Source organism: Bacterioplanes sanyensis (assembly GCF_002237535.1).
In the GTDB taxonomy this organism is placed as follows: domain Bacteria; phylum Pseudomonadota; class Gammaproteobacteria; order Pseudomonadales; family Oceanobacteraceae; genus Bacterioplanes; species Bacterioplanes sanyensis_A.
The window spans coordinates 3306484-3330368 of record NZ_CP022530.1; the positions used below are offsets into that span (position 1 = coordinate 3306484).

Genomic DNA, 23885 nt, shown 5'->3' on the forward strand with positions numbered 1-23885 from the left:
ATGAGCAAACCCATCAATATCATTATCGCTGACGATCATCCTATGGTCCGTGAAGGACTCAAAGTCAGCCTAGAAGCAGAAGGCGACATCAATGTCGTGGCTGCGGTAAGCAACGGCCAGGAGGCGCTGGACGCGGCGGTTGAACACAAACCGGACGTGGTGATGCTGGATATTTCGATGCCTGTTATGAACGGCATCGAAGCCTGTAAGGCGTTTAAAGCCCAGCACCCGGACATCCGTATTTTGATCGTTACCATGAACGACGATCGCGAATACATGCTGAATCTGATCAAAGCCGGTGCCGCCGGTTACGTACTGAAAGACGTATCAGTGGAAGAACTGCTGCTGGCAGTACAAACCGTTAATCAAGGTGCCACCTACTTCAGCAAAAGCGTGTCACACGTATTGTTCAGTGACATCGGCAACATGCGCAGTAATCAAAATGACGACATTTTGAGCCCGCGTGAAGAAGATGTGTTGGCGCTGCTGGCCGAGGGCATGGGCAATAAAGAAATCGCCCGTGAACTGGATATCTCTGTGCGCACGGTCGAAGCCCACCGCATGAAGATCAAGCAAAAGCTGAATATTTCAACGTCTGCTGGCTTGGTTCGCTACGCCTTGGACAACGGCATTACCCGCAACAGCTAAGTCAGTGCCGGTGGCCACTGCTCTGCTGTGTCGGTGAAAAAGCGGCCGTGAAGGCTAGTGCCCAGTACCTAGGCCTCGGTACCCAGGTCTCGGTTCCCAGGTCTCACTGCGCAGAACGCAGGGCCAGCACCGAATGTGGCTGTTAATGCGGCTTGAACAGCGTGAGCAACGCTGAGCACTAAGCCACAGCTTGCTGGCGAAAGCGGCTGGGTGATACACCAAAGCATTGGTGAAAACGGCGTGAAAAGTGGCTCACACTTTGAAAGCCGACATCAAACGCTACCCGGGTCACGGCCCGACCTTGTGTCAGCAACTGCTTGGCCCTCGCCAGGCGTTGCTGCAGCAAGTATTCGTTGGGCGAGCAGTGAAATAAACGCCGAAACGACTGATAAAACTTGCTGCGCGACATGCAACTGATACGACATAACTGATCGATGTCCAGCGGCTCAGCCAAATGCTGCTCCATATGGTGCAATACCGCCGTCATCGAGTTCTGCTCCGGATCGCGCTGCGCGCACGCCAATAAAAACTCGCGCCCTTGCTGGCGCAGCAAGCGGCACAACAATTCATCCACGCCATAACTGAGCACTAAGTCTTGGTCCTCATCCGCTTGCAGAAAGCTCGCTGCAATGCGCTCCAATAGCGCTTGTGTCGCCCTCGAGTGGTGGCTGTGCCACGTCTGAGGCCGCACCTCGTCCCAACTGCCAAGATCCTGCGGCAGCGGAGACTGCTGTTCTAGCTGTTCACACAACTGATGGATTTTTTGGCTGTCGACGGACACCGTCAAGCACGTCGTTGGCTGCTCCATGCGTGCTTCGGGAAAGTCGATCAGCACCTGCTGCCCCGGCGCCAGCACATAGGACTCATGCGGCACAAAACGCTGGCGAGCATGGGGGCCGTGCATCTCTTTGCGCCCTTGAATCATGGCGCAATACAGCACTTCGTCGGCTGCTAGAGCAACGTTTGAGGCGGCGGCATAGGTGTCGTAAATCGACAACTCGACGTCCTGGCGAAAAAACACCGTGCGGTTTTCAACCAGCTGTTGCGGCCCGCGCTGGCGCAACCGACTGAGCGACGTATTGAGCATATTTCCTCCCACCGATCTCGGCCATTGGATTGAGAGTCCACAGTTGCGGACTGGCAGACAAGCGTTACTGCTCGGCAGCACTTAGGGTGGTAATGCCCGTCGACAGTAATACAGCTTGCTCGCGGCAATGCCCGCCAGCAACGCTCATTAAAAGTCGACCCGCCCTGGCATCGCAATGCGACTTAATGCCAACGGCAGTGTACTCACAACAATAAGAGGAAGTATCCAATGATTTACGCCAATCCAGGCAGCGCCGGCGCTGTGGTGAAATTTGCCGAACGTTACGACAACTTTATCGGTGGCGAATGGGTGGCACCGATCGCCGGTCGTTACATGGACAACATCAGCCCAGTGAATGGTCAGGTGTTTTGCCAGGTAGCCCGCTCCGATGCCGCCGACATTGAACGTGCCCTCGACGCTGCCCACAGCGCCGCACCCGCTTGGGGGAAAACCTCGGTCACTGAACGCTCCAATGTGCTGCTGAGAATTGCCGATCGCATTGAACAAAATCTGGAAATGCTCGCCGTGGCGGAAACCTGGGACAACGGTAAGGCCGTGCGCGAAACCCTAGCCGCCGACATTCCCCTGGCCGCCGATCATTTCCGCTACTTTGCTGGCTGCATCCGTGCCCAAGAAGGCTCGATGGCCGAGCTTGATGAACACACGGTGGCGTACCACGTACACGAACCGCTGGGCGTGGTGGGCCAAATCATTCCTTGGAACTTCCCGTTGTTAATGGCGGCTTGGAAGCTGGCGCCGGCGCTGGCAGCAGGCAATTGCACGGTATTAAAACCGGCTGAGCAAACACCGGCTTCTATTTTGCTGTTTATGGAGCTCATTGCCGACTTAGTGCCAGCCGGCGTGATCAACGTGGTCAACGGGCTGGGTGAGGAAGCCGGCCAAGCGCTGGCGACCAGCGATCGCATCGCTAAGATCGCCTTTACCGGCTCTACCCCGGTGGGCCAGCACATACTGCGCTGCGCCGCCGATAAACTGATCCCGTCAACGGTGGAATTGGGCGGTAAGTCGCCCAACATTTATTTCAGCGATGTGATGAGCCATGAAGACGATTATCTGAGCAAATGCGTTGAAGGCTTGGTATTGGCGTTCTTCAACCAAGGCGAAGTCTGCACCTGCCCGTCACGCGCCTTGATTCAGCAAGACATCTACGACGACTTTATCGCCATGGTGGTGCAACGCGCGCAAAATATCAGCCGTGGCAACCCGCTGGACACCGATACCCAAGTCGGCGCACAGGCGTCTCAGGAGCAATATGAGCGCATCATGTCGTACCTCGACATCGGCCGAAAAGAAGGCGCAGAAGTGCTTATTGGCGGCGCGGCTGCCGAGCTGGGCGGTGACTTTAGCGGCGGCTATTACGTGCAGCCGACCTTGCTCAAAGGCAGCAATGATATGAAGGTATTCCAAGAGGAAATTTTCGGCCCGGTGGTGGGCGTGACCACTTTCCGCGACGAAGAAGAAGCCATTGCCATCGCCAACGACACTGAGTTTGGTTTAGGTGCCGGTGTATGGACGCGCGACACCAACCGCGCCTATCGCGCCAGTCGTGCCATTCAGGCCGGGCGTGTGTGGGTCAACTGCTATCACGCCTACCCTGCGCACTCGGCATTTGGTGGTTACAAAAAATCGGGTATTGGCCGGGAAACGCACAAAAAAGCGCTCGATCATTACCAGCAAACCAAAAACATGCTGGTCAGTTACAGCACCAGCCCGCTGGGCTTTTTCTAGAGCCTGTTAGCCGCTTGAAAACCATAGCCCTCTCTCGAGGGCTATGGTGCACACTTGGTTCCCAACCTGCTCAGTCTAGCTACTCGCTGCTTGTGAGCCCGAGCCCCGCTTAGGCATTTTTTGAATCACCAAACCACTGATAATCAACACCAAGCCAATAAAGGTGGCTGGGTGAATTGGCTCACCCAGAATCTGGCTGATAAAGATCAGCGATAAAAACGGCGATAAAAATATCAACGAACTGATCGCCGCGGTGCGCTGCGTGGACGACATCGCCGTTTGCCAGAGTAAAAAGGTCACGCCCATTTCAAACAGCCCAACGTACACCGCTGCCGCTCCTGCTTGGCTCAACAACGTAGCACCCGGCCAGCCATCCCAGAACCAGGCCACCAGCCAAATCAACGGCGTTGCCAGCGCAAAGCCACACCACAAACTAACATGCGGCGCGTGTTTGCCAGCAGTATTCCAGATCCAATACAGAGCCCACAACAAGGTACTCAACAGCGCCAACGCCACACCCAGCGGGCTGTCAAACTGCAGCGCCAGCGGATCTCCCTTGGTCGCTATCACCACCACCCCGAGGTATGCCAGGGTCAGCGCCACCATATCGCGGGCATACAGTGCTTGCCCCAATAAAGGTACCGCCAACAAGCTCATGGTCAGCGCCCAGGTGTAATTGATCGACTGCGCCTGCTGCGCCGGCAGTAAGTCATAGGCCTGAAATAAAATCAGGTAGTACAGCAATGGGTTGATCAGCCCTTGGCGCAGATAAAACCACGGCGTTTCGCGCAAATTTTGCAACGCTGTTTTCAGTTGCGACGTATACAGCAGATAGCCAGATAAAAACGCCAATGACGCCAAGCTCGCTACCGCCAGCAGCCAGCGCGGCGACAGCTCCGCCAGCGCCAATTTAAACGCCGTCGCCACCGTCGACCACAGCAATACCGCGGCCAGCGCCAGCATCAAGGCGCGTCGTTCTGAGTGCATTTCTTACCTCGTGAATCGCAATAGATCTGTTGAATGAAGCTGCCACATCATACCGTCTAGGCTGACTAAAGAAATCGTCAGTTTTTCCTGTTCTACACTGGCCGTTGTTGAAATCCCGCAGGCCACCCCCACTAAGCCTTTCATAAGGAGGCTTTGTATGTCTGAGAAATCCCACGAGTTTATTGGTCGCGACGAAGAGGCCGCTACTGGCCTAGTACAGGCCAATGAAATATTGCCAGACCGCATTCATGTGCTGCCGGTCAATGGCCGACCATTCTTTCCGGCACAAGTGCAGCCGGTTATTGTCGATGCCAAGCTGTGGTCCGATACGTTAGAGCGCGTCAGTAAAACTGAGCACAAGTTAATTGGCCTGGCGTTTGTGGACGATAAATCCAGCCAGCAGGTACCCACAGCGGATGCGCTGCCACTCATTGGTTGTGTTGCTCGTGTGCACAAAGTGCAAGCAGAAGATGGCCGAATTCAATTCATTGCCCAAGGCATTCGCCGCTTCCGGCTATTGGAATGGATCGCTAACAAACCGCCATTTTTAGCGCGCGTACATTACCCCAGCCACAACACCCAATTTGATGATGAAATCAAAGCCTATGCACTGGCCATCATTAATTCGATCAAAGAGCTGGTGGCGCTGAATCCGCTCTATTCCGAGGAGTTAAAGCACTACCTCAATCGCTTTAGCCCGAACGACCCTTCACCATTAACCGACTTTGCTGCCGCCATTACCACCGCTGAGGGTAAAGTTCTGCAAGAAGTGCTGGAAACTATCCCGCTGCAAAAGCGCATGGAAAAAGTACTGTTGCTGCTTAAAAAAGAAATTGATGTCGCCAAACTGCAGGCGGAAATCAGCGAAAGCGTCAACCAAAACATCAGCCAGCATCAGCGTGAATTTTTCTTACGTGAGCAGCTGAAAACCATTCAAAAAGAGTTGGGCATATCCAAGGACGATAAAACCGCCGACATCGATGAGTTTCATCAGCGTCTGGACGGCAAAACCTTGCCCGAGGCAGCGCAAAAGCGCTTCGATGAAGAGTTGCGCAAGTTCTCCATGCTGGAAACTGGCTCCTCTGAATTTGGCGTGACCCGCAATTACCTCGACTGGCTAACCAGTCTTCCTTGGGGTACTTACTCCGCCGACCAGTTCGACCTAAACCATGCGCGCGAGACCCTGAATGCGCATCATGCTGGCTTGGATGATGTTAAAGAGCGTATTTTAGAATTTCTCGCCGTTGGTGCTTTTAAGCAGGAAATCTCCGGCTCCATTATGCTGCTGGCCGGACCTCCCGGAGTGGGAAAAACCTCCATTGGCCGCTCCATTGCAGAAGCCTTGGGGCGCAAGTTTTATCGTTTCAGTGTCGGTGGCATGCGGGATGAAGCGGAAATCAAAGGTCACCGCCGCACCTACGTTGGCGCCATGCCGGGTAAACTGGTACAGGCGTTAAAAGATGTGGATGTCGCCAATCCCGTCATCATGCTGGATGAAATCGATAAAATGGGCACCTCCTATCAGGGCGACCCGGCGTCGGCGTTATTAGAAGTGCTCGATCCTGAGCAAAACAAAGAGTTTCTCGACCATTACCTCGATCTGCGTTTGGACTTATCCAAAGTGCTGTTTATCTGTACCGCCAACCAGTTGGACAGCATTCCTGGGCCGCTGCTGGATCGGATGGATACCATTCGGCTGTCAGGCTACATCGCAGAAGAAAAGCTGGCCATTGCGCGTACGCACTTATGGCCACGCGTTCTGGAGCGCAATGGGCTGAAAAAATCGCAAATCAGCATCAGTGATGCCACCTTGCGAAAAGTCATCGACGGCTACGCTCGTGAATCCGGTGTGCGAAACTTGGAAAAACAACTGCAGCAAATCGCTAGAAAGTCGGTGGTTAAACTGATTGGCGGCGAGAAAAAAGTTTCTGTCAGCGGCAAAAACCTGCACGAGTTTCTTGGCCAACCGGTGTTTCGCCAGGAACGTATTATTCGCGGTGTCGGCGTGGTCACCGGGCTGGCCTGGACTGCCATGGGCGGCGCCACCTTGCCAGTGGAAGCCGCCAGTGTACACAGCGCCAGTCGCGGCTTGAAACTCACCGGCAAGCTCGGCGATGTAATGAAAGAGTCCGCTGATTTGGCCTACAGCTTTGTCTGCCAACATGCGCAGCGCTATCGCAACGGCGCAGGTGGGGGTGATTTCTTCGATCAGCGCATGGTGCATCTGCACGTGCCCGAAGGTGCAACGCCCAAAGACGGCCCCAGCGCCGGTGTCACCATGACCACGGCGTTAATTTCGCTGATGACTGGTAAGCGCATCAACCGACCACTGGCCATGACTGGGGAAATTACCCTGACCGGGCAAGTACTGCCGGTGGGTGGCATTCGTGAAAAAGTCATCGCTGCGCGGCGCTCAAAAATCATGGAAGTCATTTTGCCAGAAGCCAATCGCCGCGATTACGACGAACTGCCAGAGCACATTCGTGATGGCATGACGGTGCATTTTGCTAAGCATTACGACGACGTGTTCGAACAGGTATTCAACGCCTAAGACACCGCTAAGCCTACTCGGAACAGCCAGCGCGCGACAGCACCCTGGCTGTTATTGCGCCATGTCATTGATGAGCACAATAACCACACCTTGTTTTGACAGCTCTAGCTTTTCATGCTGCCATAGCGGCGCCCTCCTCCAGCATGAGTTCGTGACACGATGCGGCTGAAGAATATCGCCATGGTGGCAATGATGCTGCTTAGCAGTGGCGGCGCCTGCGCCGATGCCCACATCCCCTCTTCCATGACCTTTGCCGCCGCCGATTGGTGCCCCTATAGCTGCAGCGATGGCAGCGGCATTGTCAGCGATTATCTGCGCGAGCTGTTTGCACAGCGCAACATCACACTCGATATCCAGGTCATCCCTTGGTCGCGTGCGCTGCAGGAAGTTCGCTTCGGTCATATCGACGGCCTGCTAACTTTGGTACCAGGTGAAGCCGACGGCGTGCTGATGCCAGCCAGCCCAACCATGAGTTATCAGGACTGCTTTTTTAAACGCCCAGGCTCTGATTGGACTTACACGGATATGGCAGCCCTGCAACACAGCGTGTTGGGAGTGGTGCAAGGTTACGGCTACAGCCCGGAGATAGACGCTTACATTGCCGGCGCAAAGCCAGGTAGCGTGCACGCCATTGCCGGCGCAGAGCCGAGTGAACGATTGATCGCCATGTTGCAACGTGAGCGCATCGACCTGTATTTGGATGATGTTCGTGTGACTCAGCACACGTTAAAGCGCCTAGAAATGATGCCGGGCGCCATTACCGTCGCCGGATGTTTGCCCGAAAAACCGTTGTATTTGGGTTTATCCGCTCAGCCAGAATGGTCGGCTGAGCTAATTAAGTGGTTAGACGACGCGTTGGCTGAAGCAGACAACCAGCACCGCTGGCGAGAGATTTCAGAGCAGTATTAGCACTAAAGCGCTCACCGCCACCAGCACAAAACTGGCCGCCACCAGCGCAGAAAATGCCCATTACGCAAAGCTGGCCAGTTCTAATGCCGAGCTGGCCAAAAAAGATGCTACCGCTATTTAATCAGTTGAATGAGCTGTTTAAATACTTCACCCTGCGCTTGTTGCTGCAGTTCAAACAGCGCCATTTCAACCGAAGTGACGTCTGCGCCCATGGTCAGCATTTTATCGACAGCCAAACGGCGATTATCGGCATTGCGTGAGCGAATGGCGTCGGTCACTAGGTGCACCTGATAGCGCTCTTCGAGTAAATCCATCACGGTTTGATAGACACACACATGCGCCTCGATGCCGGCCACCAGCCATTGGTTACGTTGTGCAGATTCAATCGCTTGCTCGATGGTCGGCGTTGCCATGCCGCTGAAGGTTGATTTGCTGAGCGGTGCATCGCTCAGCAATGGCCGCAGCTCGTGACGGGTGGGGCCAAGCTTTTCTGGCAGTTGCTCCATGGTAATAATCGGCAAGCCCAGCAGCTGAGCGCCTTTTATTAGTTGTGTGAGCGCTTGTATTAAACCGTCGAACTCCGGCATTTGCTCAGCTAGCTTGCCTTGCACATCCACCAGAATCAAACCGGTGGTTTCTTTATGCAAACGGGTAAAACTGGTCATATGCATTCTCGACAAAGGTTGGTTCATGGATTTTGCTGCTCCAGAGCCCATTGTGTAAATTGCCCAGCGGGCAGTGACGCTGGCCACAGCCCGAGCACTTCAGAGGAGCGGGCACCTAAAAGATTCCTTAGCCAGTATATAAGTCGGTGTCTCCAGTTCCAATCAGGGCACGGCTTTGGCCCGTGAGCGCTGATCCAGCAAATAAAACACACCCCGATAAGGAATGCCGCTGTGATGGCTCAGGCCAATTTCACAGGTTCTGCTGGTCGATACGCCCTGTTGGCAGTGCTGAACCTGAGCCTTAAGAGGCGCCAATGCAGAGGCATTTAACTCGGGCGTAACAAAGCCTTTGTCACCGGCAAAGCCACAGCAGCTGATGTCCTCAGGCACCACCACCTGCTCACTTAACGCCTTGACCAAGTTAATGAGATCCTGGCCTTGGCCGAGTTTGGTGGTCGAGCAGGTAACGTGTACCGCCAGAGGCTCCGGGCTGCGCTGCACCTCCAGCCTTGGCAATAGTTGCTGACTGGCAAAGGCGATAGGATCGAGCAGTTGAATGCGCTCATCTAACTGTTGCTGCATGCGAAATACGCACGGGCTGGTATCAATCAACACCGGAATGCGACCGTCATCACTGGCCGCCAGCAAGGCCTGGTTTAAACGGGCGCGCATGCAATCGGCTTGGGCAAAGTGGCCTTTGCTTTCCAACGGCATGCCGCAGCAGTACTGCTCGAGCTGTGGCAATAGTTGCAGCTCTATGGCGGCCTTTTTCGCCAATTGCAGGGTGACCTCAACCAGTGAGCGCTGCTCACTGTCTTCATTGGCAGGCGCCATGGTACGACTGGCACAGCTGGGAAAATACACAACCTCAGCCTTGCTTGACGATATGGCTGCAGCCGCCGACACAGTAGCTAGCTTTCGCGCCGCCGAGGGCATGGCGTCGTGCCACAGCGGAATTTTCTTTGCTGTGATGGTGTGAACCGCTTTGCTCAGTGCGCTCAGTTTGCTGCGACCGAGGGTATGTTGAGTGATATCCAGCAGTTTTAAGGCCGAGCGACTGCCCGCTGCCACCACTGCAAAGTGATCCGCCACCCAGTTGGCGCTGCGTTGATATTTTTTATTGCGCTGCGAGCGCAGTTGGCGACTTAAATCACCAGTATTAATACCCACAGGACATGCCTGGCTACACAAACCATCGGCGGCACAGGTATCCACCCCCATGTACTGGTAGTCGTCCAATAGCTGGGTGAAGTTATCTTGTTTGCCCTCGCGCTGCTGGCGCTGCAGCTCGCGCATAACAACAATGCGTTGTCTGGGTGTTAACGTCAGATGGCGAGATGGGCACACCGGCTCACAAAAGCCACATTCAATACAGCGGTCTATTAGGGGGGCGGCTTCGGGAATCGGCTTAAGGTTCTCGATATGGGCGCGAGCATTGTGGGTTAAAATCACATCCGGATTCAGCACCCCGTTGGGATCAAACGCACGCTTAATTTGCCACATTAAATCGTAGGCGGCTTTGCCCCACTCCATTTCTACGAACGGCGCCATGTTTCGCCCTGTGCCATGCTCAGCTTTGAGTGAGCCATCATATCGGCCCACCACCAGCAGACACACATCGTCCATAAAATCGGCGTAGCGCTGAACTTCTACCGGGTCGGTGAAGTTTTGGGTGAACACAAAATGCAAATTGCCCGCCAGGGCATGGCCAAAAATAATCGCCTCGTTATAGCGATATTTATTGAACAAATTCTGCAACTCCAGCACCGCCGGCGCTAACTTCTCCACCGGAAACGCCACGTCTTCAATAATCACTGTGGTGCCATTTTCACGCACCGCTCCTACCGCCGGAAACAGCCCTTTGCGAATGTTCCAATACAGCTGGCAGGTGGCAGGGTCGGTAGTGAAGGTTTTTTCTTGCAGCGTCTCAAAAGGCAGCAATGCCGTATGCACTTGTTGCAGCTGTGCGTCTAACTCGGCTTCACTGTTGGCGCGCACCTCCACCAGCAGCGCCGCGGCATCATCGCTGAGCTGCTTTAAATACGCTGGCATCGCCGGGTTGTCTTCGACGCAACGCAAGCCCGCTCGATCCATCAGTTCAACGGCGGCCACCGGCGCTTCGCTGAGCGCGGTTACCGCGCGGCTGGTTTGCTCGATATCCGCAAACAACAACAAAGCCGAGGCTTTGTGCGCATGTTCGGTGACAGTGTTGTAGGTCACTTCGGAGACAAAGCCCAAAGTCCCTTCAGAGCCCACCAACAGATGCTGAATAATATCGATGGGGTCGTGAAAATCGATCAGGGCATTGAGGCTATAGCCGGTGGTATTTTTAATACTGAATTTCTTTTGAATACGCTGTCGCAAGGCATCATTGGCCATTACAGCGTCGCGCATCGCCTCAATACTGGCGATGAGTGCTGGCTGACTGCGGCAAAAGTCTCGCCGAGACTGCTCATTTGAGGTGTCCAACACAGTGCCATCGGCCAGTACCAAACGCATACTGGCAATGGTTTGGTAGCTGTTTTGCGCAGTGCCGCAGCACATACCAGAGGCATTGTTGGCAACAATACCACCGATTTTGGCGGTATTAATCGAGGCAGGGTCTGGGCCTATTTTGCGCGCAAACGGCGCCAATATGCGGTTGGCTTTGGCACCTATGATGCCGGGTTGCAGCGTTAACTGAGCGCCATCATTCAAGACTTCATAATGATCCCACTTAGGGCTAAGACGCAGCAGCACGCCGTCGGTCACTGCCTGACCAGACAAGCTGGTACCCGCCGCGCGAAAGGTAATATGCACATGATGACGCTGCGCCAGGGTCAGTATCAGGATGACTTCCTGTTCGTTGTCGACGTCGATCACCGCTTTTGGAATCAGCCGATAAAACGATGCGTCGGTGCCATAGGCCAGGGTGCGCAGCGGATCGGAGATGATGCGTTTGGGGTCAATGTGCTGCTCTAAGTCAGCAACAAAGGCGCTGAAACATTGATCCTGCAAAATCATATTCATGCCGACACCACATCGTCGTTGATCAATAATACCCACAATTGTTTTGGCCCATGTGCGCCGTACGCCAACGTCTGTTGAATATCGGCGGTTTTACTCGGCCCAGAAATCAGCAACAAATTACTCGGTAACGGCTGTTCAGCGCGCTGCTCAACATAGTCCGCGAAATCTGCCAGTAACGCCGAGCGGCGCACCAATACAATACTCAGCGCCGGCGCCAACGACAGCAAACGCGGCTCATTCGGCCCGGTGCTCACCACCAAACTGCCAGTGGCGGTTAACCCAGCACAGGCAACACTAAAGCCCGCGTCCAGCTGCTCAAACACACGGGCTTTGCTCATGCGCTCATCGTACAAGGTCACGGCCGTGCCTTGATCCGCAGCCGCTTGGCAAAGTTGCAACCCTTCCTGGCTGCGACCACAGGCCAATAAACCCGCGTCTGCAGACCAACGTTGCAGCAGCCTTGTGGCCCAATCCGATTCTGTGCAGTGAATAACGTCTGCCTGCGCTGCACTAAGATGGCTCACAAATTCATCCACCGACACTGTACGTCTGCGCCGGGCCGCGAGGTTTTGCGGCTCGCTCTGTTGAGCTTGCCCATGGCGCAAACGGGCGAGAATATTCTGGCGTGCCTGACTCATGCTTCACCCTCGTTTAAACGGCGATTGGCAGGTTGCTCACCGATTCCCGCACCGCGTGCTAAATCATGCAGGCTGTATTTCGCCGGAACTGGCAGGGTGCGCGTCGCGGTCCAAGCACCTAAGTGATGTGGTAGTAACTTTCGCCCGCGTGTTAATACCCAGGTAATACTGCGATACAGCGGCCCGTATTGATGGGCCAAGGCCCAACCCTTCCAAATTAAGGCTTCGCCTAAATGGCGCTGACTGCCTTTGCCAGGTATATCCAACTCGCTGGCTGGCGCTGTCGAATTGGCTTCATGGCGTAATTCACGAATTAATTTCGGCAGTGGAATGCGCACCGGGCAGGCATCGCCGCAGGCACCGTTTAAGGTACAGGCCGACACCAGTTCGCCTTGTTTATCCAACCCTTGCATTTGCGGTGTGACCACTTGGCCTATAGGGCCAGGGTAAGTCGAGCCATAGGCATGACCGCCAATGCGTGCATACACAGGGCAATGATTCATACAGGCGCCGCAGCGAATGCACTGCAAAGTCGGTTTTAACTGCGGATGATTAAACATGCGCGAGCGGCCATTATCGACCAATACCAAATGCACTTGCTCGGGGCCGTCCAACTCCCCTCCCCTGCGCGGCGAGGAAATCATATTAAAATAGGTGCTGATGTTTTGCCCGGTGGCACTGCGGGTGAGCAAGCTGAGTAAATCGGGTACATCGGCCAAATCAGCCACCACTTTTTCAATGCCAGTGATAGCAATGTGTATTGGCGGCGCCGTGGTGCTCATACGACCATTGCCTTCGTTTTCGACCAAACACAAAGTACCGGTATTGGCGATGGCCATATTCACGCCAGAAATACCGGCATCGGCGCTGGCAAATTTATCGCGCAAAATCGCTCTAGCATTGCCGATCAGCTCATCGACATCTTCTGTGTAAGACACGGACTGGCCATCGCTGCGCTCGGCGCGAGTGTGCATTAAGCGTGCAATTTGCGCCGTGGTTTTGTGAATGGCGGGCATAATAATGTGCGATGGCATTTCTTTCGCCAGTTGCACCAAATATTCGCCCATGTCCGATTCCAGGCATTCGATGCCCTGCTTTTCTAAATAATGGTTGAGCTCAATTTCTTCGCTCACCATGGATTTTCCTTTCACCACAGTGCGCGCATTATTCATGGCTAAAATACTGTGCACCTGGGCGCAAGCTTGCTCGGCGGTTTCGGCCCAGTGCACTTGAATGCCATTGGCCGTGAGGTTTTTCTCTAGGGTTTCGAGCAAATCGGGCAGCTGTGCCAGGCTTTGCTGGCGAATGGCTTCGCCGCGATCACGCAGCTGTTCGAGTTCATCGGTATCTGGAAATACCGCACGGCGTTTGGCCTGTAAAAAATCCGTCGCACCTAAAAAACTGCCTCGCAGCTGCTCGTTTTCCAGCGACATTTTTGCCCGTGCTTTAAAATGGCGCTGGCGCAAATCAGCAAAGGCTTTTTCATCATTGTCGACTTGGACTGCTATCAACGCCGGATCGTAGTTGTGTACTGTCATAGCGATTCCTCCTGGCGCTGACGCAACAGGCTAGCAATATGACGTGTTTTAATAGGCCGCCCTTGTTTGGCCAAAGTGCCGCCAATGTTCATTAAACAACCGCAATCGGCGCTGACCAAAGTGTCAACACCGCAAGCCGCCACCGCCTCGGCTTTGTCACAGGCCATGGCAGCGGAAATATCGCCTTGTTTTAACGCAAAGGTGCCGCCAAAGCCGCAGCATTCGCTAACGCGATTTGGCTCGATCACCTCAACACCGCTGTTTTGCAATACCCGCTGATGACACTCCGCCACACCCATGCTGCGCCGTGCACTGCAGGACGTATGCAAAACCACGCGCTCACCGGAGGCCGGTGACGGCGGCAAACACAACACCCGATCCACAAACTCAGTGAATTCAAAGGTGCGCGCCGCCAATGCGTTGGCCTGCGCCTCTTCCGGCTGGCCTTCGAATAAGCGCGCATAGTCACAGTGCAGCATGGCGGCACAGGAGCCCATCATCACCACCACAGGAATGTCGGCAACAAACGCCTTTAATTGCTGCCGTGCTACTTGGCGCGCCTCATCATCAAAGCCCGAATTAAACGCAGGCTGGCCACAGCAGGACTGCTGCTGCGGAAACAACACCTCAATGCCGTGGTGCTGTAAAAACTGAATGGCATCCATGCCAGCTTGCGGATCAAAACTGTCCACCAAGCAGGTACCCATCAAATACACCTGAGAAGGTTTTGGTGGGTAGACGCGCGGCAATGCGGGAGAAGACGTCATGGCAATTACTCAGCAGCGTGTTGATGGGCGGCTCTGTGCACTGCCGCCGTTTGATAGGGCTTATCTGACACTTTAATTGGTCAGACCATTTTTCCAGGACTACTTTCATGCTAAGTTACGCAGGCATGTCCTAATGGTCAACTAAAACGCTGTGTGGAAGCCATTTCTGACACACGACATTGGTCGAATGGCATGGTTTGACCTTTAACCCAAATAGCGAGGCACCGTATGAGCCACTCCGCCATCAAGGCACCACGAATTTCTGATGTCGTTGCCGAAAAGTTAGAAGGCATGATTCTGGAAGGCAGCCTGGCACCCGGGCAAAAGCTGCCGCCCGAGCGTGAGCTGGCGGCGCAACTGGAGGTCTCTCGCCCTTCGCTGCGTGAAGCGTTGCAAAAGTTGCAAGCCAAATCGTTACTCACTCGACGCCAAGGCGGAGGCACCTTTGTATCCACCGACCTAGGCATGTCGTTTGTTGACCCGCTCAGCCAACTGTTTAAAAGCCACCCAGAGTTTAATTACGACTTATTAGAATTTCGCCACGCATTAGAAGAAGTCGCTGCCCATTACGCCGCACTGCGCGCTACCGAGGACGACCTAATACTGATCGAGCAGCGCTATCAGCAGTGGCTGGACGGCCACGAACGCCGTATTGGCGCTGAGCAAGAAGCCGAACTGGATTGGCGCTTTCACCTGTCGATTGCCGAAGCGTCGCACAATGCCGTGTTATTGCACTCGATGCGCGCGCTGTTTGATTTATTCAAACAAACCATCGCTGCCAATTTGGAATTTTTGTATATCAAAGAAGATCGTCGCGCCGCCATTCGCCATCAGCACGAGAAAATGAAAGACGCCGTGCTCGCACGCGATGCGCAGGCCGCTCAGCAGGCGGTGAATGACCATTTGGCCTTTGTTGAAGAAACCCTACAACAAAGCAGCCGACTTGCGACTCATGCAGAGCGTTCGCTGCGGCGCATTGGATTAATGCGACGGGGTGCATAGCGCGACAAACAAATCATCCTCACTAGGCTCTCGACTTGCCTGGCGAGCAGCCGTTGATTCAGATACAACAGAGGAAGCTATTGCAACACATCTGGATCATTGAGCAGCGGATCGTGCATTGCTGCAACCGCTGCGTGATAATCAAGAAACAAACATTGGCACCTCGCCGTCGTTGGCGAGGTAATCCTGCAGCCACAAAATGGCTTGGATACTGCCCAAGGTGTGCACCTTGCGGGTGACGAGTTGATTAAATTCCTCGACGCGCGTGTCTTTTTCTACGTCGTCATACATCAGGGTAATAAAGGGCATAAAGTGCTCGCCGTCTTCGACGGCATGAATGGCAATGCAGGGGCCATCGTATTCATACAGCTCGATCGCCAACGCGGATTCGGCCCCTAAATCCAGCGGGCTGACGATGGTGCCGTAATCTGCCTCTTCGTCTTCGGCCGTCCACGCCAGTTGAGTGTCTGAGATTTGGGTTAAGTGCTCGGCAAACCAGCGCTCCTCCATCGCTTCAAACATGCTGAGTTCTTCTGCGGGCACGTCGTCGTCAAACTCGGGGCGAGTGGCTTCGTTTAAATAGATTTCAGCCAGCGCCCGGGCGTGGGCGCTGGCAAACCGAACCAGATAAATTACTTCTTTGCACATGGCTCGTCCTAGCGCTTATGCGGCGGTGGGGTTGGCGTTTTGGTGTAGCGGCGCTTGTAGGCCTCCATGCCGTTGTTTTTAACGGTTTGCCATAGGTTGCGCAAATAGGCCGGCGCGGTATCGTCCTCAAAAATCTGAATCATTAAGCGCGCGGCTTTTAAGTGATTCGGGTGGTAGATATCGTCGGCATTGTCTTGAAGTGCGGGTAGATAGCCGCTTAAGCAAAGCTCATCACTACGCTCACTAGGTTCCAAGTCATAATCAAATGTTGAAATAAACATTTCATGTAGCCACTGGAAAGGAGTAAAGGGACTCACATTTGCCGACATGCTAAACTTGCCATTTTTACTGATAACTGCATTAAAAGCAGCTCTAGGGCTATTCCATGGAATTAAGCGGCATTCTGCATTATTTACAATAATAGTTTCATCGGTATAAACCGGGCTTCGTACAAACACGGGCAGCAGGCGTTGCTCCAGACCGCCATAAACACCAAAATCGTAGTCAAGCACGGGCTCGGCAGTATGACTGTATTGCATAAAAAACTCTTGCTCTGGCAGCTTTTCCTTACGTATCGGCCGACCTTCATAAACCCTGGGGGCCAGCTCTTCAGCAATTTTTGTCTGCCAACGCTGCTCGGATTGATCTGGGTGAAAAAAAAAAAGACGTCAATAAAGTTTCAGTCCAGCTAGCACTGCCATGCGGCCTCGGTGCATATCTGCCGCGCTCGTCTACTGCGGGCGGTGGTACCTGAGGCTCATCGGCGATGTAGTAGTTTTTTTTGACATCGGCCAAATCCTTGGCATTCCAAAAAAGGTTAAGGTTGGATTTAATCTGTTTCCACTGCTGCTTGCGGATTGTCTTCCAGCCTTCTATGTGGTTGCCAGGCAGTACCGGTTCAATCGTCTCGTAGTCAAACATACTCACCCCTCCGTCGCATTTAGGATTAATTCATCAATATTCTGGCGCAAACGCTGCTGTTTGTCGGCATCTAGGATCTAGGCTGTTGGACATACACTTAGGGCGGGCATCTCAGTTGCACGGCCACACACGTTAACCTACCCCAGCTTATGAGCAACGCCCATTCGCCTTGGCAGCAAACCGTCAACGCTTATAGATAATCGTCGAGATCAATGTCGGTATAACTCGGCCAGTGCTCTAGCAACGCTTGTGGGATGGCGGCTTTCCATTTTTCGATCTCGCAGCGTTTGGATTCAACATTGTGTTCATACTCCATTTCGTCGCTGCATTCTTCCAGATAAAAATCGTAGCGCACGCCCTGATCATTGAGCACAAAGAAAGAGTCCGTGCCGTAATCTCCCCAATGGCAGGCGTAGTACTCTATGCCTTGGGCGTGGCGAATAAAATCGCGAGAGGCTGCCACACCTTCTGGGTTTTCGTATCCCAGCTTTAAATAGTCGCCATGCTGCTCAATGCTATCGACATCGATCAGCAGTTCATCCACCCAAACAGTAGGCACGCCAGCGTGCTCGGCCAGCTTGCTTAACCCCCAAACTGGCTGGGTTTTAAAGGTTTCCAGCCACTCGCTGGGGGCTTTAATAATGATCTCACCCGTATCTTCCATATCACTTTCTTACTCTGTCGCGTTTTGTGCGTCGATCTCGGCGGCTTTTTCGCCACTGAGCTGCCAATGATGACGAATCTCGCTTTCTCGTATTTTTAAATCGTGGGCAAAGGCTTTGGCGATGTCGCTGGCCTCAGCGCCGGCCAAGATGCGCTCAACTTCGGCGAACATTGAATCAAACTTCTTTGGCCGACGATGACAAGTTTTACTGGCCTGTGCCAAAGCCGATACAAAATACTCCACGCAATCAACACACCCCTCGTAGGCCACCTCCCCCGTCAGGATCTTATTTGCACACATCATATAGGCACTGCACCACCATGAAGGTTCGATTGAGATTAGTTTTGGTCGCGAGCCATGCTCGACATAAAGCTCTTGATAGCTCGAACCCATAACGCCCTGAATAAACTGCTGAATATGGCGTCGAAACCAAGATAAGTAGTAACCACGCTTACTGATCCAGAATAAGTAGTCTTTGAACACATTTTCTTGTTCGGTTGGATCCAATAAGCCACTGTAGAAAACCTCTTTGGCGGATTCCGCAGAGTCATAGGGGGTAAATAGCATGACCGTACTGCCGGGAAAATAACAGTCCTTTTCGCCATAAACAAAATAGCGCTCTAGACTTTTTTGTTTTGCTGGCGGTGTCTGAGTCATGGTCGCACTGATGTGCTGCCAATCGGCTTGGCGCTGTATCAGCCACTGTTCATCACCCACCCGCCAGAGTGGGCGCAGGGATTGCAAAATTTCTTGTTTTTTACGTTTGGGCATAGTTACCTCTCGCAAATTTCATCACAACAAGTACAGACCTGAGTTAACCTCATATTTCAATAGCCTCAACCATTAACCCACCCATAAAACCGACACCAGCATCAGACGTAGCGCCAGCTCACACTCAGCGGCTTGCGGGTGGCGGGCGCGATAAAGCCGTTTTGATAATGCTGGTTGTATAACTGCACCAGCAGGTCAATTTTACTGTCGTCTGGGTTCTTCAGCGCAGCGCGACCGATGCTGAGCTGCAAGCGACCATCAAAGTGCTTGTTGAGCCGTTGCTTGACGTTTTTATCCATATTGCCGAAAAAGTTGTAAGAATGGCGCTGTGCAACTTTGCGCATTTCTATTTGACCAAAGCGCAGTACATCTCCTAACTCAGCACAGCTGATCTGGATGTCGTAATAGTCGATATCGCCATAGGCGACGGCGCTGTGAGTTACCCCCAGGTACGGCTCAACGTCTACGGTATAAGGCGGCCCCTGGTGCAAACGCTTGCGACTCAATGCCATAACACCGGCATAGCTAAACTGCATGCCGTCGCCACCGGCACCGAGCATGACGTACACATACTCGTCAATCACCTTGGGAGGCACATGCGAAAGCGAAAACTCAGGCGACATGTCGATGTCGGCGAGGTGCTCACCACTGGCTTGGTCGATCACGGTCAGGCGATCAAAGCCGTTATGCAGCAACAAATATTCATCAAACGGCCATAAATAACGACAGCGAATAATGTCGTCTTCACTGCCTTCAACCTGCTGTTGCAAAAAAATATTGCCTGTTTTAGCGCACAACACGCACCAATAACCGTGCAGCTGACTGCTTAAGTACAAACGGTCACCTGCTAAATGGAAGAACTCAATCAAATATGGCAGATGTTGCTGCCACAGAATTTCACCCGTCGCGTCATCTAATGCGACGATATCTGCGCCTTTATAATCCAGACGAAAGCTACTGAGCAACGCAATGATGCTGTTTTGATAATAAAACAGCTTCTGATTGGGCATGCCACCGCCTTGATTATCAAACTCTCGCTGCCAAATGGGCTTAAGGAGCAAGTCCAGCTTGCTCAATGCCATCGGAGAATGGCCGTTTAGAACAAATACACTGTTGTCGTGCCTCAGCACCTTGGCCGAGGAGATTGGAAACTCCCCTTTTGCAGGCTTATCCAGTCGACCGTAGATTCTAAGATAGTAAGAGCCATCTGGACCATCCTCATCTACCAAACAATTATCATCGTACGAATGTGTCACCACTCTTTGCGCAAAGTGACGATCGAGTTGCGTTAAACCAAAAAAATCGGTTGGGCGAAAGTCGCTATCGTATACAAGGTACCGGCCTGGATACGCAAAGTAGTCTCCGTGATACACATCATCACTCACAAAACACACCCATCCACGTGGTGATAGCTGCCAGCGAGTCATTAAATGACCAGGCCAATAGCCTTGCAAGTCATATGTCAAAGATTCTGCGCGAAGAACAACGGCATGACCGTTATTACGGAATACCAAAGAGCCGGCATCCGGAATCGAATCTTCCATTTGCTCATCAATCAAAAAATAACAAGGAATCATAGTTCGCCGATCCCCACTGAAAACCGTTGACACAGCGCTTTTTCAAACGCACGGACAGCATCCATATCATCTGGATCAACTTTAGCCAGTGCCAGCATCATATTTCGATTCTCTTGATACGCTTCCATCACCTCATCCATCAGCTGCTGCTCATTAAACGCCTTGCTGACCCGCGCATCAAAGCTCCAATGCACACTGCGCTGCTGGGTTCTTGCCGCTAGTAAATCACGCATTAATTGATCAGGCTTTTTTATCGACCAATCGAGTCCGGTCCTTTTTGATATTAACTATTCAGGGCTTACTAGCCCGGCCACTGCCGCTTACCTTCATACCGCGCGTTGGCACAAACGCTCGGCCCTGCTCATCGGCAAACTGATACGGTACAGAGAGGTTGCGAAAGCCGGCGTTGCGGCGCACCACAAAATGCAAATGCGGTCCGGTGGAGTAGCCCGAGGTGCCGGAGCGTGCCAAGGCATCACCCGCTTTAACCTGCTCACCCGATTTGACCATGGCACTGCCTTGCAGAATATGCGCATACACGGCGTAGGTGCCGTCCTCATGCAGCACAGATACGTAATTGGCTTTATCTAGAAAGAATTGCTGGGCATCGCCTAAGTGATAATCGTCTTTTACCCAAATCACGGTGCCGCTGCGTGCCGCATGAATATAACTTCCAATGGGCATGGCAATATCAATGGCGTGATAACCACTGGGGTGGTTATGGGAGAACTGGCCACCAAAACCCTGGGTGACCTGAAAAAATTGCTGCTCTGGCAAAGGAATGCGATACAACACATCACTGTGCTTGGCTTTGGGCGAGCCGATGACGTAGCCCAGCTCATAGGTCGGCAATGGCTTGTCGATTTCGCCCACCAAGGTGTGACTGTTAGGCTCTAGCATCAGCACTCTATGGCCGCGCTCAAACATAGTAGAACGCACCGCTGCCTGCACCGGCGCAAAATACGGGTTATGCAACCACAGTTGACGCAGCTGGCCTTGGCGTTTTTCATACAGCTCAGGCGTGTGTTGCGGCGGCCTGGTGATGTTGACTTCAACGGCTTCAACAGGCTGATCTTTTTCTGGCTTTTTGTCGCTAAACACCCAGCGGCCATTTTCGTCCTGGTAGCGATAAATCTCGGCATTGGCTGCGGCCACCAAGCACAATAGGAAACCCAGCCATAACATACGCGATCTATTGACCTTGCCATCCTTCGCCATCATCCACTCCAAACCTATCCTTCTTTATTGAGACTAAAACCGCCAAGCAATTAAGCGACTGCGCTTTTGCCCTTGCGCCATTTCAACCACCCGCACTTCAGCAGCGTTAACACCCTTAAGTCGCCCTTGCAGTGCTGGAATGTTTTTGTGGCTCGCCACCAAGCTGGTAAACCAGCCAACCTGCCCGGCAAACTCGACGCTTTCATCGATCATTTGGCGCAAAAACTGTGCTTCACCGCCGTCGCACCACAGCTCATTGTGCTGACCACCAAAATTGCGCTGACCGGTTTTTTGCCCCAGATTTTTCCATTTGCGCTGATTATGACGCTCGGCTTCGGCCACATCGCGATAAAACGGGGGATTACACATGGTGGCGTGTATTTTTTCACCGTTTTGAATAATGCCGCGCAAAATGCCCTTGCCTGGCTGCTGGCGAATGTCGATTTTGCCGCGCAATATCGGATTGGCATCAACAATGGCTTTAGCACTCGCCACAGCCACCGGGTCGATATCTGCGCCTATTGCCCGCCAGCGAAAGCTGCGAGCGGCGAGTATCGGGTAGATCAGATTAGCACCAGTGCCGATGTCTAACACAGTCACCGGTTTGGGCCAGTCCAGTTCAGTAACAATATCCGCCAGGCAATGAATATAGTCTGCCCGCCCAGGAATCGGCGGGCATAAATAACCGGCTGGAATCTGCCAATGATCTATCTGGTAATAGTGCTTTAATAAGGCACGATTCAAACACAGAACCGCATCGGCATGGGTGAAATCAATGGTGGTCTGGCCGCGCTTACCCAGGCGAGTAAATTGCTGCAACTCAGGCAGCGCCTGCAGCAGCTCAGCCATGGGGTATTCGCCCTGGTGGGGGTTATTTGGGTGCATTGCTATTATCCAAAAAAAGAGCGGCAAAGCCGCTCTTTTTTATTTATTCCCACTCAATGGTGGCCGGTGGCTTAGACGATACGTCGTAGGTCACACGGGAGACATGCTCGATCTCGTTAATAATACGGTTAGAGACTTTTTCTAACAGCTCGTATGGCAAGTGCGCCCAACGTGCCGTCATAAAATCAATGGTTTCCACCGCACGCAGGGCAATGACCCATTCATAGCGACGCTGATCGCCCACCACACCGACGGATTTTTGTGGAATAAATACCGCAAACGCCTGGGACGTTTTGTGGTACCAATCGGCATTGTGCAGCTCTTCAATAAAGATGGCATCGGCTTCACGCAGAATATCGGCGTATTCCTTGTGTACTTCACCCAAGATACGCACACCTAAACCTGGCCCCGGGAATGGATGACGGTACACCATGTCGTATGGCAGACCCAGCTCCAAACCAATTTTGCGCACTTCGTCTTTAAACAGTTCGCGCAATGGCTCCACCAGGTCCATCTTCATGTCTTCAGGTAAACCGCCGACATTATGGTGTGATTTAATCACGTGGGCCTTACCAGTTTTGGCCGCTGCCGATTCAATCACGTCAGGGTAAATGGTGCCCTGAGCCAAGAAAGGAACGTCTTTTAACTTGCTGGCTTCTTCATCGAATACCTCTATAAAGGTATTGCCGATAACTTTGCGCTTGGCTTCTGGATCACTAACGCCGGCCAGCTTGCCTAAAAACAGCTCTTCGGCATCGGCACGAATGACTTTAACGCCCATGTTCTTAGCGAACATGTCCATCACCATATCGCCTTCGTTTTTGCGCAACAGGCCGTTATCAACAAACACACAGGTCAGCTGATCGCCAATGGCTTTGTGCAACAGCGCTGCCACCACGGATGAATCTACGCCGCCAGACAGACCGAGCAAGACTTTATTGCTGCCGACCTGAGCGCGTACGCGCTCGATTTGATCTTCGATGATTTTGGCGGGCGTCCACAGCGCGTCACAGCCACAAATTTCCAGCACAAAGTGCTCTAACAGGCGCTTGCCTTGCAGTGTATGAGTCACTTCCGGATGGAACTGCACACCAAAGAAGTTTTTCTCGGCGTGGTACATACCAGCAATAGCACAGCTCGGGGTGGAGGCCATCAGTTCAAAACCTTCTGGCATGGCCACTACTTTATCGCCATGGCTCATCCATACGTCGAGCAAAGATTTGCCAGAGTCGGTATCGACGTGATCTTTAATGTCGTGCAATAAACGGCTGTCGCCATCGACCTGCACCTGGGCATAGCCAAATTCACGAATGCTGGAGCCTTCTACTTTACCGCCCAGCTGCTCGGCCATGGTTTGCATGCCGTAGCAAATACCCAATACCGGCAAGCCCATTTCAAACACCGCTTGCGGCGCGCGAGGAGAGCCTGCTTCGGTCACCGACTCTGGGCCACCGGCCAGAATAATACCGCTAGGGTTATACTCGCGAATTTCTTCTTCGCTCATATCAAAAGCGCGAATTTCTGAGAACACGCCAATTTCACGCACGCGACGGGCGATCAGCTGAGTGTATTGAGAACCGAAATCAAGAATCAGAATGCGCTGAGCGTGGATGTCTTGGGACATAAATAATTCCAATCGAGTAGAAGCAAA

General features: G+C 53.0%; 22 protein-coding genes. 5 read left to right on the forward strand and 17 right to left on the reverse strand.

Features of this window, described 5'->3' with window-relative positions; genetic code table 11:
- Nucleotides 1-648 (forward strand): response regulator transcription factor, encoded by a 648-nt coding sequence (locus CHH28_RS15255; protein WP_094062106.1) that lies wholly within the window; start codon nucleotides 1-3, stop codon nucleotides 646-648.
- A gap of 178 nt (nucleotides 649-826) precedes the next feature.
- On the opposite strand, the gene CHH28_RS15260 is transcribed toward CHH28_RS15255, so the two are convergent.
- Nucleotides 827-1735 (reverse strand): AraC family transcriptional regulator, encoded by a 909-nt coding sequence (locus CHH28_RS15260; protein ID WP_094061120.1) that lies wholly within the window; start codon nucleotides 1733-1735, stop codon nucleotides 827-829.
- 228 nt (nucleotides 1736-1963) lie between these two features.
- On the opposite strand from CHH28_RS15260, the gene CHH28_RS15265 reads away from it, so the two are divergent.
- The gene (locus CHH28_RS15265) at nucleotides 1964-3484 is read left to right on the forward strand and encodes an aldehyde dehydrogenase family protein (RefSeq protein WP_094061121.1); all 1521 of its coding nucleotides are present in this window, start codon (nucleotides 1964-1966) and stop codon (nucleotides 3482-3484) included.
- 75 nt (nucleotides 3485-3559) lie between these two features.
- On the opposite strand, the gene CHH28_RS15270 is transcribed toward CHH28_RS15265, so the two are convergent.
- Nucleotides 3560-4471 (reverse strand): DMT family transporter, encoded by a 912-nt coding sequence (locus CHH28_RS15270; RefSeq protein WP_094061122.1) that lies wholly within the window; start codon nucleotides 4469-4471, stop codon nucleotides 3560-3562.
- Nucleotides 4472-4628: 157 nt separating this feature from the next.
- On the opposite strand from CHH28_RS15270, the gene lon reads away from it, so the two are divergent.
- Both lon and CHH28_RS15280 read left to right on the forward strand, forming a co-directional pair.
- The gene (lon, locus tag CHH28_RS15275; protein ID WP_094061123.1) at nucleotides 4629-7022 is read left to right on the forward strand and encodes an endopeptidase La; all 2394 of its coding nucleotides are present in this window, start codon (nucleotides 4629-4631) and stop codon (nucleotides 7020-7022) included.
- 159 nt (nucleotides 7023-7181) lie between these two features.
- A complete protein-coding gene (locus CHH28_RS15280; RefSeq protein ID WP_094061124.1) occupies nucleotides 7182-7931 on the forward strand; it encodes a substrate-binding periplasmic protein in 750 nt (249 codons plus the stop codon).
- A gap of 113 nt (nucleotides 7932-8044) precedes the next feature.
- On the opposite strand, the gene CHH28_RS15285 is transcribed toward CHH28_RS15280, so the two are convergent.
- From CHH28_RS15285 to CHH28_RS15305, 5 genes are all read right to left on the reverse strand, one after another.
- Nucleotides 8045-8596, reverse strand: coding sequence for an isochorismatase family protein (locus tag CHH28_RS15285; RefSeq protein ID WP_094062107.1), 552 nt, complete (start codon nucleotides 8594-8596; stop codon nucleotides 8045-8047).
- Nucleotides 8597-8758: 162 nt separating this feature from the next.
- Nucleotides 8759-11605 carry an FAD-binding and (Fe-S)-binding domain-containing protein gene (locus CHH28_RS15290; protein WP_094061125.1) on the reverse strand — a complete coding sequence of 949 codons (2847 nt, stop codon included), beginning with the start codon at nucleotides 11603-11605 and terminating at the stop codon, nucleotides 8759-8761.
- Complete coding sequence (locus CHH28_RS15295; protein WP_094061126.1) at nucleotides 11602-12243, reverse strand: LutC/YkgG family protein; 642 nt, start codon at nucleotides 12241-12243, stop codon at nucleotides 11602-11604. Before CHH28_RS15295 ends, CHH28_RS15290 begins: the two co-directional genes overlap by 4 nt.
- The gene (locus tag CHH28_RS15300) at nucleotides 12240-13781 is read right to left on the reverse strand and encodes a LutB/LldF family L-lactate oxidation iron-sulfur protein (RefSeq protein WP_094061127.1); all 1542 of its coding nucleotides are present in this window, start codon (nucleotides 13779-13781) and stop codon (nucleotides 12240-12242) included. Before CHH28_RS15300 ends, CHH28_RS15295 begins: the two co-directional genes overlap by 4 nt.
- Nucleotides 13778-14548: a (Fe-S)-binding protein gene (locus CHH28_RS15305; protein ID WP_094061128.1), complete on the reverse strand. Its 771-nt coding sequence runs from the start codon at nucleotides 14546-14548 to the stop codon at nucleotides 13778-13780. The genes CHH28_RS15300 and CHH28_RS15305 overlap by 4 nt, the downstream gene beginning before the upstream one ends.
- Nucleotides 14549-14776: 228 nt before the next feature.
- Here CHH28_RS15305 and CHH28_RS15310 point away from each other — a divergent pair, with 228 nt between their 5' ends.
- On the forward strand, nucleotides 14777-15550 hold the full coding sequence (locus CHH28_RS15310) for a GntR family transcriptional regulator (protein ID WP_094061129.1): 774 nt from the start codon (nucleotides 14777-14779) through the stop codon (nucleotides 15548-15550).
- A 141-nt stretch (nucleotides 15551-15691) separates the two neighbouring features.
- Here the strand turns inward: CHH28_RS15310 and CHH28_RS15315 are convergent, their stop codons facing one another.
- The 10 genes from CHH28_RS15315 to guaA form a co-directional block, all read right to left on the reverse strand.
- On the reverse strand, nucleotides 15692-16198 hold the full coding sequence (locus CHH28_RS15315; protein WP_094061130.1) for a hypothetical protein: 507 nt from the start codon (nucleotides 16196-16198) through the stop codon (nucleotides 15692-15694).
- Between the two features lie 8 nt (nucleotides 16199-16206).
- Nucleotides 16207-16737, reverse strand: a complete 531-nt coding sequence (locus CHH28_RS15320; RefSeq protein WP_094061131.1) for a hypothetical protein — start codon at nucleotides 16735-16737, stop codon at nucleotides 16207-16209.
- A gap of 70 nt (nucleotides 16738-16807) precedes the next feature.
- Entirely contained in the window at nucleotides 16808-17119 is a 312-nt protein-coding gene (locus CHH28_RS15325) for a hypothetical protein (protein ID WP_094061132.1), read from the reverse strand.
- Nucleotides 17120-17309: 190 nt separating this feature from the next.
- The gene (locus tag CHH28_RS15330; protein WP_094061133.1) at nucleotides 17310-17783 is read right to left on the reverse strand and encodes a hypothetical protein; all 474 of its coding nucleotides are present in this window, start codon (nucleotides 17781-17783) and stop codon (nucleotides 17310-17312) included.
- A gap of 9 nt (nucleotides 17784-17792) precedes the next feature.
- Nucleotides 17793-18554, reverse strand: a complete 762-nt coding sequence (locus CHH28_RS15335; RefSeq protein WP_094061134.1) for a hypothetical protein — start codon at nucleotides 18552-18554, stop codon at nucleotides 17793-17795.
- Between the two features lie 101 nt (nucleotides 18555-18655).
- A complete protein-coding gene (locus CHH28_RS15340) occupies nucleotides 18656-20131 on the reverse strand; it encodes a hypothetical protein (RefSeq protein ID WP_094061135.1) in 1476 nt (491 codons plus the stop codon).
- Entirely contained in the window at nucleotides 20128-20364 is a 237-nt protein-coding gene (locus CHH28_RS15345) for a hypothetical protein (protein WP_094061136.1), read from the reverse strand. Before CHH28_RS15345 ends, CHH28_RS15340 begins: the two co-directional genes overlap by 4 nt.
- A 58-nt stretch (nucleotides 20365-20422) precedes the next feature.
- The gene (locus tag CHH28_RS15350) at nucleotides 20423-21352 is read right to left on the reverse strand and encodes a peptidoglycan DD-metalloendopeptidase family protein (protein WP_094061137.1); all 930 of its coding nucleotides are present in this window, start codon (nucleotides 21350-21352) and stop codon (nucleotides 20423-20425) included.
- Between the two features lie 30 nt (nucleotides 21353-21382).
- Complete coding sequence (gene rlmF / locus CHH28_RS15355) at nucleotides 21383-22234, reverse strand: 23S rRNA (adenine(1618)-N(6))-methyltransferase RlmF (RefSeq protein ID WP_094061138.1); 852 nt, start codon at nucleotides 22232-22234, stop codon at nucleotides 21383-21385.
- 43 nt (nucleotides 22235-22277) lie between these two features.
- Nucleotides 22278-23858, reverse strand: a complete 1581-nt coding sequence (gene guaA / locus CHH28_RS15360; RefSeq protein ID WP_094061139.1) for a glutamine-hydrolyzing GMP synthase — start codon at nucleotides 23856-23858, stop codon at nucleotides 22278-22280.
- Between the last annotated feature and the right edge of the window lie 27 nt (nucleotides 23859-23885).